Consider the following 12835-nt stretch of genomic DNA (forward strand, 5'->3'; position numbering starts at 1 on the left):
GGTTCTTATACACCCGATTGGTCTTAATTTCCCCCAGCCCCTAGACTTATTAGGCGCTAGGTGGCGCGGAGCGTGTGCAATTGCTCCGGTTGGCGGTAACTGTTGGCAACAACAGGAGATCCGCGGGCCGGTAGTTAGGGGCTCAAGTTGCGTGCATTCCAGTATTCGCCCAGTATTCCGGCCTGTTGTCCGGACCCACTACCTTCGCCGCAGCGGTGATCATTGGCTGACTTCAGTCGAGCGATCCAAGCTGCGGGAACTACCGAAAACGGTGTGGACTGGTTGCGGACGTCGCCTATTGCACGGGAAGCAGGAACTCTGCTGGCCGTTTCATTTTATTTTTTTTAGGAGAGTCGTCATGGCAGCAAACTGCCAGGTGACCGGAGCCGAGCCGGGCTTTGGACACAGCATTTCGCACTCGCACCGCCGCAACAAGCGTCGGTTCGACCCCAACATCCAGAAGAAGCGCTACTGGGTTCCGTCCCTGCGCCGTAATGTCACGCTGACCCTGTCGGCTAAGGGCATCAAGACCATCGACGTTCGCGGCATCGACGCAGTCGTCGCCGAAGTTCTGGCTCGTGGGGTGAAGCTCTAGTGGCAAAAGACAAGGACGTACGTCCGATCATCAAGCTGAAGTCCACTGCGGGAACCGGTTACACCTACGTAACCCGCAAGAACCGTCGTAACGATCCGGACCGTCTGGTCCTGAAGAAGTACGACCCCAAGATCCGCCAGCACGTCGAATTCCGAGAGGAGCGCTAAACATGGCTAAGAAGTCCAAGATTGCTCGCAACGAGCAGCGCAAGGTCATCGTTGAGCGTTACGCTGCCAAGCGTCTCGAACTGAAGAAGACCCTGGTTGACGCCAACGCGACTGACGAAGCACGCGAAGAGGCTCGCCTCGGCCTGCAGAAGCTGCCCCGCAACGCCTCCCCGATCCGTCTGCGTAACCGCGACATCATCGACGGCCGCCCGCGCGGTACCTTCCAGAAGTTCGGTATCTCCCGTGTTCGCTTCCGCGACATGGCTCACCGTGGTGAGCTCCCGGGCATCACCAAGTCTTCCTGGTAATCCAGAAGCACTAGAAGGGCCGGCAACCGTTTGGTTGCCGGCCCTTCTTGCGTTTAAGGCGGCGGTCTTGTGGCTTTGCGATTAAGTGGTGCAGGACACAGGAGCGGATTACGACGCCGCGGGCTTCTTTTTGCGCGGAAACCGCCGTTTTGTCCCGGATTGCCGCGGTTCTTGGCCGCCTGGAGGGTGATTTGCCTCGGGGTTTGGGGGTGTGTAGAGTAGATCGAGTCGCCGCCGCTGATGCGGAAAAGTTGCGACGGACTCCCTTTCCAATTGGAAGCCAATTTCTTGGTTCGCTTTGTTGCGTTCCGGTGTGGTTTCCGGGGGTCGTGGATGGTGTTTGTCTGGTGTGGTTCCTGGTTTCGGGAGTTGTGGCGGGGGAGCGTGTCTGGTAAGTTTGGGAAGTTGCTCCGGAGCGATTCTGGGCCCTTTGGTGGGTGTGGTTGGTGCCGGGTGTGTCTGTTGTTTGAGAACTCAATAGTGTGCCAAGTTTGTTGATACCGATTTATTTTTTATGAATTGGTTGTTTTGGCTGGTTCTGTGTCACCTCCGTGGCGCGGGGCTGGTTTTTTACAGCTGGTTTCAAATTTTGTGCAGCCCGGCCGTCCGTTATTTCCGGTGGTTGTGGTTGTGTCTGTTTTTGTTTTACTTCAACGGAGAGTTTGATCCTGGCTCAGGATGAACGCTGGCGGCGTGCTTAACACATGCAAGTCGAACGATGATCTCCAGCTTGCTGGGGGGATTAGTGGCGAACGGGTGAGTAACACGTGAGTAACCTGCCCTTGACTCTGGGATAAGCCTGGGAAACTGGGTCTAATACCGGATACGACCATCTGACGCATGTCATGGTGGTGGAAAGCTTTTGCGGTTTTGGATGGACTCGCGGCCTATCAGCTTGTTGGTGGGGTAATGGCCTACCAAGGCGACGACGGGTAGCCGGCCTGAGAGGGTGACCGGCCACACTGGGACTGAGACACGGCCCAGACTCCTACGGGAGGCAGCAGTGGGGAATATTGCACAATGGGCGAAAGCCTGATGCAGCGACGCCGCGTGAGGGATGACGGCCTTCGGGTTGTAAACCTCTTTCAGTAGGGAAGAAGCGAAAGTGACGGTACCTGCAGAAGAAGCGCCGGCTAACTACGTGCCAGCAGCCGCGGTAATACGTAGGGCGCAAGCGTTATCCGGAATTATTGGGCGTAAAGAGCTCGTAGGCGGTTTGTCGCGTCTGCTGTGAAAGACCGGGGCTCAACTCCGGTTCTGCAGTGGGTACGGGCAGACTAGAGTGATGTAGGGGAGACTGGAATTCCTGGTGTAGCGGTGAAATGCGCAGATATCAGGAGGAACACCGATGGCGAAGGCAGGTCTCTGGGCATTAACTGACGCTGAGGAGCGAAAGCATGGGGAGCGAACAGGATTAGATACCCTGGTAGTCCATGCCGTAAACGTTGGGCACTAGGTGTGGGGGACATTCCACGTTTTCCGCGCCGTAGCTAACGCATTAAGTGCCCCGCCTGGGGAGTACGGCCGCAAGGCTAAAACTCAAAGGAATTGACGGGGGCCCGCACAAGCGGCGGAGCATGCGGATTAATTCGATGCAACGCGAAGAACCTTACCAAGGCTTGACATGAACCGGTAACGCCTGGAAACAGGTGCCCCGCTTGCGGTCGGTTTACAGGTGGTGCATGGTTGTCGTCAGCTCGTGTCGTGAGATGTTGGGTTAAGTCCCGCAACGAGCGCAACCCTCGTTCTATGTTGCCAGCGCGTGATGGCGGGGACTCATAGGAGACTGCCGGGGTCAACTCGGAGGAAGGTGGGGACGACGTCAAATCATCATGCCCCTTATGTCTTGGGCTTCACGCATGCTACAATGGCCGGTACAAAGGGTTGCGATACTGTGAGGTGGAGCTAATCCCAAAAAGCCGGTCTCAGTTCGGATTGGGGTCTGCAACTCGACCCCATGAAGTCGGAGTCGCTAGTAATCGCAGATCAGCAACGCTGCGGTGAATACGTTCCCGGGCCTTGTACACACCGCCCGTCAAGTCACGAAAGTTGGTAACACCCGAAGCCGGTGGCCTAACCCTTGTGGGGGGAGCCGTCGAAGGTGGGACCGGCGATTGGGACTAAGTCGTAACAAGGTAGCCGTACCGGAAGGTGCGGCTGGATCACCTCCTTTCTAAGGAGCACCATTATCGCCCTTCTCCTTCCGCATGGTTGGTGGGGGGTGTGTGGAAGCAAAGCCCATTGCGCAGGCGTCTGTTCTGCGGTGGGTGCTCATGGGTGGAATATCAGCAGATAGCGGCCGGTTGTTTCTTGTTTGTTCTTCAGTACGGATGCCCCTTGTCCTCGTGTTTTCACGGGTGGGGGTGTTGTGGAAAGGGTGCGGGCAGGGGGTGGCTGGTTTTCGTGTTTGGCACACTGTTGGGTCCTGAGGCAACAGGGCCGGTTCTAAGGGGGTGCGTGGCCTGTGAGGGTTGCGTGGTTTTCCTTGGTGCCGGGTTTGTGTGTTTCTGGTTTCCTGGCTGCATGTCCTGTGCGTGTCCGGCTGTCCTTCTTTTTTGGGGGGTGGTTGGTGTGTGGGGGTGTGGTACGGGGTTGTTGTTTGAGAACTACATAGTGGACGCGAGCATCTAGGCACGCGCATGGTCATTGCCTCTCCTTTTCGGTGGGGTGGTGGGGTGTGTGTGTCTTACAGCAATTTCTTTTTATGAACCTGGCCCTTGTGGTCATGGTTCTCTCGAGAAGTTTTTTGATCTTGTGTGGTCAAGTTTTTAAGGGCACACGGTGGATGCCTTGGCATTAGGAGCCGAAGAAGGACGTAGGAATCTGCGATAAGCCTGGGGGAGTTGATAACCGAACGGTGATCCCAGGATGTCCGAATGGGGAAACCCCGCCAGACGCTGCAAGGTGATCTGGTGACCCGCATCTGAACACATAGGGTGCGTGGGGGGAACGCGGGGAAGTGAAACATCTCAGTACCCGCAGGAAGAGAAAACAAGAGTGATTCCGTTAGTAGTGGCGAGCGAACGCGGATGAGGCTAAACCGTTCCATGTGTGATAGCCGGCGGGCGTTGCATGGGCGGGGTTGTGGGACTTTCCGTACTGGTTCTGCCGGACCGGTGGGGTGAGAGCATGGACATAGGTGAACGGTCTTGAAAGGCCGGCCGGAGAGGGTGTTAGCCCCGTAACCGTAATGTTGTGTGCCGCCTGGAGAGGATCCCAAGTAGCACGGGGCCCGAGAAATCCCGTGTGAATCTGTCAGGACCACCTGATAAGCCTAAATACTTCCTAATGACCGATAGCGGACCAGTACCGTGAGGGAAAGGTGAAAAGTACCCCGGGAGGGGAGTGAAACAGTACCTGAAACCGTGTGCTTACAATCCGTCGGAGCAACCTTGTAGTTGTGACGGCGTGCCTTTTGAAGAATGAGCCTGCGAGTTAGTGTTACGTCGCGAGGTTAACCCGTGTGGGGTAGCCGTAGCGAAAGCGAGTCTGAATAGGGCGAGTGTAGTGGCGTGATCTAGACCCGAAGCGGAGTGATCTACCCATGGCCAGGTTGAAGCGACGGTAAGACGTCGTGGAGGACCGAACCCACTTCAGTTGAAAATGGAGGGGATGAGCTGTGGGTAGGGGTGAAAGGCCAATCAAACTCCGTGATAGCTGGTTCTCCCCGAAATGCATTTAGGTGCAGCGTTGCGTGTTTCTTGCCGGAGGTAGAGCTACTGGATGGCCGATGGGCCCTACAAGGTTACTGACGTCAGCCAAACTCCGAATGCCGGTAAGTGAGAGCGCAGCAGTGAGACTGTGGGGGATAAGCTTCATAGTCGAGAGGGAAACAGCCCAGACCACCAACTAAGGCCCCTAAGCGTGTGCTAAGTGGGAAAGGATGTGGAGTTGCGAAGACAACCAGGAGGTTGGCTTAGAAGCAGCCATCCTTGAAAGAGTGCGTAATAGCTCACTGGTCAAGTGATTCCGCGCCGACAATGTAGCGGGGCTCAAGTACACCGCCGAAGTTGTGGATTTCAGATAGTAGACAAGCCTTCGTGGTTCAGTCGTCTGGAGTGGTAGGGGAGCGTCGTGTGGGCGGTGAAGTCGCGGTGTAAACCAGCGGTGGAGCCTACACGAGTGAGAATGCAGGCATGAGTAGCGAAAGACGGGTGAGAAACCCGTCCGCCGAATGATCAAGGGTTCCAGGGTCAAGCTAATCTGCCCTGGGTAAGTCGGGACCTAAGGCGAGGCCGACAGGCGTAGTCGATGGACAACGGGTTGATATTCCCGTACCGGCGAAGGACCGCCCATGCCAAGCGGGGGATACTAACCGCCCGGAGCCTGCCCAATCACCCTTGTGGTGTGCGGGTTTTGGCCGAGCGCGGGACCTGATCCCGGGAGGTAAGCGTATTAACAGGTGTGACGCAGGAAGGTAGCCGGGCCGGGCGATGGTTGCCCCGGTCTAAGGATGTAGGGTCAGCGATAGGCAAATCCGTCGCTGTGTCTTTGATGACGTTCCTGAGATCTGATGGGACCCCCGTCATGGGGGGATCCGGTGATCCTATGCTGCCTAGAAAAGCATCGGCGCGAGGTTCCAGCCGCCCGTACCCCAAACCGACACAGGTGATCAGGTAGAGAATACCAAGGCGATCGAGAGAATTATGGTTAAGGAACTCGGCAAAATGCCCCCGTAACTTCGGGAGAAGGGGGGCCCCAACCTTGAACACCACTTGCTGGTGGGAGGGGATCGGGGCCGCAGAGACCAGGGGGAAGCGACTGTTTACTAAAAACACAGGTCCGTGCGAAGTCGCAAGACGATGTATACGGACTGACTCCTGCCCGGTGCTGGAAGGTTAAGAGGACCGGTTAGCCGCAAGGCGAAGCTGAGAATTTAAGCCCCAGTAAACGGCGGTGGTAACTATAACCATCCTAAGGTAGCGAAATTCCTTGTCGGGTAAGTTCCGACCTGCACGAATGGAGTAACGACTTCCCCGCTGTCTCAACCATAAACTCGGCGAAATTGCAGTACGAGTAAAGATGCTCGTTACGCGCAGCAGGACGGAAAGACCCCGAGACCTTTACTATAGTTTGGTATTGGTGTTCGGAGTGGCTTGTGTAGGATAGGTGGGAGACGTTGAAGCCCGGACGCCAGTTCGGGTGGAGTCATCGTTGAAATACCACTCTGGTCACTTTGGACATCTAACTTCGGCCCGTGATCCGGGTCAGGGACAGTGCCTGATGGGTAGTTTAACTGGGGCGGTTGCCTCCTAAAAAGTAACGGAGGCGCCCAAAGGTTCCCTCAGCCTGGTTGGCAATCAGGTGTCGAGTGTAAGTGCACAAGGGAGCTTGACTGTGAGAGAGACATCTCAAGCAGGGACGAAAGTCGGGACTAGTGATCCGGCGGTACATTGTGGAATGGCCGTCGCTCAACGGATAAAAGGTACCTCGGGGATAACAGGCTGATCTTGCCCAAGAGTCCATATCGACGGCATGGTTTGGCACCTCGATGTCGGCTCGTCGCATCCTGGGGCTGGAGTAGGTCCCAAGGGTTGGGCTGTTCGCCCATTAAAGCGGTACGCGAGCTGGGTTTAGAACGTCGTGAGACAGTTCGGTCCCTATCCGCTGCGCGCGCAGGAAATTTGAGAAGGGCTGTCCTTAGTACGAGAGGACCGGGACGGACGAACCTCTGGTGTGTCAGTTGTACTGCCAAGTGCACCGCTGATTAGCTACGTTCGGATGGGATAACCGCTGAAAGCATCTAAGCGGGAAGCTCGCTTCAAGATGAGATTTCCATACACCTCGTGTGTGAGAGGCCCCCAGCCAGACCACTGGGTTGATAGGCCGGATGTGGAAGACAGGACTAAAGACTGTTGAAGCTGACCGGTACTAATAGGCCGACAACTTACACCACACAAACACGATCACTGCTTGCGTCCACTATGTGGTTCCCGAACAACAACCCGTTGCTCACAGGAACCAACAACTAAATAACAACACCACACATGTTGTAACCACAGACTTCCCACCCCGCACCCAGTGCGGGGATCGGGTAACAGGGTTACGGCGGTCATAGCGTGGGGGAAACGCCCGGTCCCATTCCGAACCCGGAAGCTAAGACCCACAGCGCCGATGGTACTGCACCCGGGAGGGTGTGGGAGAGTAGGACACCGCCGGACAACCATTCACCGGCCAGGCCCCGACACACCGTGTCGGGGCCTGACCCACTTAAAAACAGGGCATCCAGCCAAGACCCCCGCTCACCAATACGCGGGACACCCCAAACCCCCGCTCACGTATGCGCGGGAAACACCAAACCCCCGCCCACCTATACGCGGGAAACACCAAACGCGGGCTCACCTATGCGCGGGAAACCCCGAACCCCGGCTCACATATGCGCGGGAAACCCCAAACCCCGGCTCACGTATGCGCCCGTTTCCCCAAACCCCGGCTCACATATACGTGCTCCCGGGCTGACGCCGGCTCACATATACGTGCTCCCGGGCTGACGCCGGCTCACGTATACGCCCGTTTCCCTAAACCCCGGCTCACGTATACGTGCTCCCGGGCTGACGCCGGCTCACGTATACGCCCGTTTCCCTAAACCCCCGCTCACCTATGCGCGGGAAACCCCAAACCCCCGCTCACATATCAGCAGTCGCGGACGAACCCGCGCCCACCTAGACACGGTCCCGGCACGCAGTCCCACCACCGGGCGGAGCAGAGCACGATGGAAACCAGCACTGAATGCCTTCGCGATCAGCTTCCAAGGAAGAATCACATAACGCCAACACCTGAATCCACCGTTAAACGGACGCTCCCCCGTCGGCAACAAACCTGAGGGCGCGTCTGGTTGAGAGCCGGCATACGTGAGCGGGGGTTTAGCGAAAACCCACCATACGTGAGCGGGCGTTTAGCGAAAACCCACCATACGTGAGCGGGCGTCTGGTTGAGAGCCGGCATACGTGAGCGGGCGTCCGGCCCAGACCCGCTATACGTGAGCGCGCGTCCGGCCCAGACCCGCAATACGTGAGCGGGCGTCGGGGGCCGGGGAGTTCGCCCGCGGCGGAATTGACCCCCAAATGCGCCCGAAATAGGGTGAATTTGGTCAAAAAAGCGCGGAAACACGCGGAATTTGCTGGCCGTGTCCTCCCAAGCTGGTAAGTTTTCGAACAGTGGCTCGCGCGCATGCCGTGTGTGAGCTCCAAAATCGTAAAGTCCAGGAGGACACAAATGGCTAAGAACCGTAGCGAACTGGTTTCCGAGGTAGCTGGCAAGGCTGGCACCAGCCAGGCCGCCGTCAACTCCGTGCTCGATGCCCTGTTCGAAGTTTTCGAGACTTCTGTCGCCGCTGGCGAGAAGATCACCATCCCGGGTTGGCTCGCCATCGAGCGCACCGACCGCGCAGCCCGCACGGGCCGCAACCCGCAGACCGGCGAGACCATCCAGATCGCCGCTGGCCACAGCGTCAAGCTGACCGCCGGCTCCAAGCTGAAGGCAGCTGTCGCCAAGAAGTAAGACACTTCGGCGAACGCCTTGGAAGGCGGCAACCTGCGGGTTGCCGCCTTTCTGCTTTAATCCGCTCGATTCGCCGCGCCGCCGACGTTAGCGGACAATGGATAGGTGCCATCAGCCAAAACTCCAGCCACTGCCCCTTCGCCCGCTTCGAAGCCGGGGACCAAGGCAGCTGCTGCCGTGGAAGGGATCTCCTTGCCGTGGCAGCTGGCGGGGTTTGCTGCCCTCTTCCTGGCTCTCGTTGGCGCTCTGATCTTCTCCGGTGCGTCGGCCGCGCGGCAGGTCGCCGATCCGGGCGCGCTGGTCCGCTGGGGGCTGCCCGTCGCCAAAGCCCTCCACAACGTGTCCCTGGCGACTGTGATCGGCGGGCTGATCTTCGCCGTCGCCATCCTTCCCCGGAACGCGTCCCGGTCCAAGGGCGTCGATGCCCCTGAACATCCGGCGTTCAGCCGTGCTTTGGCCGTGGCGGCAGCAGCAGGTGCGGCCTGGACGCTCTCCGCCGTCGCGGTCCTCGTGCTGACCTACGCGGACGTCGCCGGGCAGAAGCTCTCCGGGGACGCGCAGTTCACTGCGTCCCTCGTCTACTTCATGACCGACATCCAGACGGGCCAGGCGTGGCTCGCCGTGACGATCATCGCCGCGATTGCCACGACGGCGCTCTTCGGCGTCCGCTCGTTGGCTGGACTCGCGCTGACTCTTGTCCTGGCTCTGGGCGGACTGGTGCCGAGCGCGCTGATCGGCCACTCCGCGAGTTCCAGCGACCATGAGGGCGCCATCAATTCGCTTGGCCTTCACTTGGTGGGCGTGTCCGCCTGGGTGGGTGGCATCATCATGCTTGCGGTCCTCTCAGGCGTCCTGCGCGGTTCCAAGGCAACCGGCACCAAGGACATCACGGAGCAGACCCTTCGCCGGTTCTCCACCTTGGCCGGCTTTGCCTTCGTGTTGGTTTTCGCTTCGGGCGTCGTCAACGCGAGCATTCGTGTCACGAGCTTCTCGGACTTGGTCGGCACCCCGTATGGACAGATCATCTTGGCGAAGGCGCTGGCAACGACTGTCCTTGGCGGTATCGGGTTCATGCACCGCACGGCGGTGATCCCGCAGCTGGGCCGCAAGTCGATGACAACGCGCCGCGTGCTGTGGCAGCTTGTGTTGGTTGAACTTCTGGTGATGGGCGCGACGTCGGGACTCGCCGTCGCGCTGGCCAGTTCGGCACCGCCGCTGCCCACCACCTACGCGCCCGACGCCTCGCCGGCCTTTATCCTGTCCGGATACAACCTTCCGCCCGAATTGACGCCCGCCCGCTGGCTGACCGAGTGGCGCCTCGACTGGCTTTGGGTGGCTGTGGCCCTCTTCGGTGCGGCGAGCTACATCCTTGGCGTGGTCAAGGTCCGCCGCCGGGGTGACTCCTGGTCGTGGTTCCGCACCGTGAACTGGATGATCGGCCTACTGGTCCTGACGTACATCACGTCCGGACCGCCGTCGGTCTACGGCCGCATCCTGTTCTCCGCGCACATGGTGGACCACATGGCGTTGACGATGGTGGCGCCGCTGTTCCTCGTTCTGGGTTCGCCGGTGACGTTGGCACTGCGGGCCCTGCCGTCGCGCGGCGAGGGATCGCGCGGGGACGGTTCCCGCGGTATGCGTGAGTGGCTCCTGGTGTTTGTGCACTCGAAGTTCTCCCAAGTGGTGACCCACCCGCTGTTTGCAGCCGCGAACTTTGCCGGTTCGATCGTCCTGTTCTACTTCTCGGACGCGTTTGACTGGGCAATGCGCGAGCACGTGGGCCATGAACTGATGAACCTGCATTTCTTGCTGACCGGTTACATCTTTGTCCTCACCATGATCGGCACGGATCCGCTGCCCCGACGGGCGCCCTACCCCATGCGGCTCCTTCTCTTGCTCGCCACGATGGGCTTCCATGCGTTCTTCGGGGTGTCCATCATGGGAGGCACCGGGCTGCTCGCTGCCGATTACTTCGGCAACCTCGGCCGGACCTGGGGGCAATCGGCCTTGCTGGACCAGCAGACAGGCGGCGCCGTGGCCTGGGGAATCGGCGAAGTCCCCACCTTGCTGGTGGCGATCGGCGTCGCGGTCATGTGGTCGCGTTCGGACGCGCGTGAGACCAAACGCACCGACCGGGCGGCGGACAGGAATAACGACGCCGACCTGAATGCTTACAACGATATGTTTGCGCGGCTTGCAGACCGCGATGCGAAACTGATTGATCGGGATTCCAAGCAGCCCGAAAGCAATACCAACCTGGAAGGACGCTGATGAGCGAAACCGTACGCACCCAACTGCGTGTCCGCGCCTCTGAACTGGTGGGCCGTAACTGGCTCAACACCGGCGGAAAGACCCTGGACCTGGAAGCGCTGCGCGGCAAGATCGTGCTGCTGGACTTCTGGACGTTCTGCTGCATCAACTGCCTGCATGTCCTGGATGAGCTGCGTCCGCTTGAGGAGAAGTACTCCGACGTCCTCGTGACGGTCGGCGTGCACTCTCCCAAGTTCGAGCACGAAGCCGATCCCGTGGCCCTCGCCTCCGCCGTGGAGCGCTACGAAATCCACCACCCCGTCCTGGACGACCCCGAGCTCGCCACGTGGAAGGCCTACACGGCCCGCGCCTGGCCGACGCTGGTGGTAGTGGATCCCGAGGGCTACATCGTGGCGCACCTTTCCGGTGAAGGCCACGCAGACGGCCTCGCCGTGCTCCTCGAAGAGCTGGTGAACGAGCACGAAGCCAAGGGGACCCTCCACCGCGGCGACGGCCCCTACGTGGCTCCCGTCCCGACGTCGGGCACCCTGCGCTTCCCCGGCAAGGCGACCCAGCTGGACAACGGCAACTACCTTGTGGTCGATTCCGGCCACCACCGCTTGGTGGAACTTCGGCCTGACCTTGAGACCGTGGAGCGCGTCATCGGTTCAGGAACGAAGGGTTACCTGGACGGGGTGGCGGAGATTGCGCAGTTCAACGAGCCGCAGGGCGTTGCGGTGCTCCCCCCGTCGCTGGCCTGGCAACTCGGGTACGAGGCAGTGGTCGCGGACACTGTGAACCACCGCCTCCGCGGCGTTACGCTCAGCTCGGGTTACGTGCAGACAGTAGCGGGCAACGGCGTGCAGCGCCTGCTCGACGCAGGTCCGGCCCGCGTCACGGAAAGCGGTGCCGGCGTTTGGGCTGAACACCACGACGCCGGTCCGGCTGACTTCGCGGCCGACGCACTCGACGTCGGGGTACTGGGCGTTGGGACCGGAGTGTCCCTGTCTTCGCCGTGGGACGTGGTGTGGAGCGAGAAGCTGCAGCGCGTTGTCATCGCGATGGCCGGCACGCACCAGATCTTTGCCTTCGAGCCTCTCAGCGGCGAGGTGTCCATCCTGGCCGGCTCGGGCCTTGAAGGTCTGCTTGACGGAGTAGCCGAGGAAGCCTGGTTCGCCCAGCCTTCCGGCCTGGCAGTGGATGCGGAAGACAACATCTGGGTGGCCGATTCCGAGACCTCGGCGTTGCGCCGCCTGGTCCTTGGCGAATCCGGTGTGACTGTTGAGTCGGCCGTGGGCAAGGGCCTGTTCGATTTCGGCTTCCGGGACGGCCAGGCTACCGAAGCCCGGCTGCAGCACCCCCTCGGTGTCACAGTGCTCCCCGATGGTTCCGTCGCCGTCGCAGATACCTACAACGGTGCCGTGCGGCGGTACGATCCCGCAACCAAGGCGGTGTCCACCCTGGCGAGGGGCCTCGCCGAGCCGAGCGACGTCGTCGTGGTCTACCCCGAAGGCGGCGAACCGCTGCTGGTGGTGGTCGAATCCAACAAGCACCAACTCGTCCTGGTTCCCATCCCCAAGGAAGCCCAGCAGGTGGACGAGGGAGCCTCCCAGACGCAGCGGCCCAAGAGCCCTGTGGCGCCGGGGAAGCTGGACCTCACCGTGCGCTTCACTGCCCCGACCGGGCAGAAGCTCGACGACCGCTGGGGCGATCCCACGCAGCTGAAGATCTCGTCGACCCCGCCCGAGCTGCTGCTTTCCGGTGGCGGCACGTCCGTGGGGCTGCTGCGGACACTGGAGTTGTCCGCGGATGTGCCTGACGGGATCCTCCACATCACGGCCCGTGCCGCTGCGTGTGACGGCCCGGAGACCGAGGACGGTGAAATCCCGGATCACGCCGCGTGCCACCTCTACCAGCAGGACTGGGGCATCCCCGTGGTCCTGCAGGCCGACGGCGACACCGCACTTGTGCTCGATCTGCGCGGGATGGACTAAGCAGGGGCTTTCGGGGGCACA

6 protein-coding genes and 3 rRNA genes are annotated in these 12835 nt (G+C 60.3%); all 9 read left to right on the top strand.

The window, feature by feature from the left end; all coding sequences use genetic code 11:
* The first annotated feature begins 358 nt into the window (after nucleotides 1-358).
* Nucleotides 359-595 (top strand): 50S ribosomal protein L28, encoded by a 237-nt coding sequence (rpmB, locus tag ACSBOX_RS01360; protein ID WP_078107326.1) that lies wholly within the window; start codon nucleotides 359-361, stop codon nucleotides 593-595.
* Nucleotides 595-762 (top strand): 50S ribosomal protein L33, encoded by a 168-nt coding sequence (gene rpmG, locus ACSBOX_RS01365; protein WP_003798558.1) that lies wholly within the window; start codon nucleotides 595-597, stop codon nucleotides 760-762. The genes rpmB and rpmG overlap by 1 nt, the downstream gene beginning before the upstream one ends.
* 2 nt (nucleotides 763-764) lie before the next feature.
* Nucleotides 765-1070 (top strand): 30S ribosomal protein S14, encoded by a 306-nt coding sequence (rpsN, locus tag ACSBOX_RS01370; protein ID WP_028267656.1) that lies wholly within the window; start codon nucleotides 765-767, stop codon nucleotides 1068-1070.
* 650 nt (nucleotides 1071-1720) lie between these two features.
* A 16S ribosomal RNA gene (locus ACSBOX_RS01375) occupies nucleotides 1721-3243 on the top strand.
* Nucleotides 3244-3828: 585 nt separating this feature from the next.
* Nucleotides 3829-6966: ribosomal RNA gene (locus tag ACSBOX_RS01380) — 23S ribosomal RNA — on the top strand.
* Nucleotides 6967-7114: 148 nt separating this feature from the next.
* Nucleotides 7115-7231 (top strand): 5S ribosomal RNA (gene rrf, locus ACSBOX_RS01385).
* Together the 16S, 23S and 5S rRNA genes form the textbook arrangement of a ribosomal RNA operon.
* 1054 nt (nucleotides 7232-8285) lie before the next feature.
* Nucleotides 8286-8570 carry an HU family DNA-binding protein gene (locus ACSBOX_RS01390; RefSeq protein WP_184739845.1) on the top strand — a complete coding sequence of 95 codons (285 nt, stop codon included), beginning with the start codon at nucleotides 8286-8288 and terminating at the stop codon, nucleotides 8568-8570.
* Nucleotides 8571-8675: 105 nt separating this feature from the next.
* Nucleotides 8676-10841: a cytochrome c oxidase assembly protein gene (locus ACSBOX_RS01395; protein WP_442544456.1), complete on the top strand. Its 2166-nt coding sequence runs from the start codon at nucleotides 8676-8678 to the stop codon at nucleotides 10839-10841.
* The gene (locus ACSBOX_RS01400; protein WP_442544457.1) at nucleotides 10841-12814 is read left to right on the top strand and encodes an NHL domain-containing thioredoxin family protein; all 1974 of its coding nucleotides are present in this window, start codon (nucleotides 10841-10843) and stop codon (nucleotides 12812-12814) included. Before ACSBOX_RS01395 ends, ACSBOX_RS01400 begins: the two co-directional genes overlap by 1 nt.
* Nucleotides 12815-12835 lie beyond the last annotated feature (21 nt).

Origin of the sequence: Arthrobacter sp. KN11-1C (assembly GCF_052180225.1) — a bacterium.
Classification (GTDB): Bacteria; Actinomycetota; Actinomycetes; order Actinomycetales; family Micrococcaceae; genus Arthrobacter.

Coding starts and splice junctions, on each gene's coding strand:
- ACSBOX_RS01400 (WP_442544457.1), top strand. CDS start 10,841: ATGAGCGAAACCGTACGCACCCAACTGCGTGTCCGCGCCTCTGAACTG.
- rpmB (WP_078107326.1), top strand. CDS start 359: ATGGCAGCAAACTGCCAGGTGACCGGAGCCGAGCCGGGCTTTGGACAC.
- ACSBOX_RS01390 (WP_184739845.1), top strand. CDS start 8,286: ATGGCTAAGAACCGTAGCGAACTGGTTTCCGAGGTAGCTGGCAAGGCT.
- rpsN (WP_028267656.1), top strand. CDS start 765: ATGGCTAAGAAGTCCAAGATTGCTCGCAACGAGCAGCGCAAGGTCATC.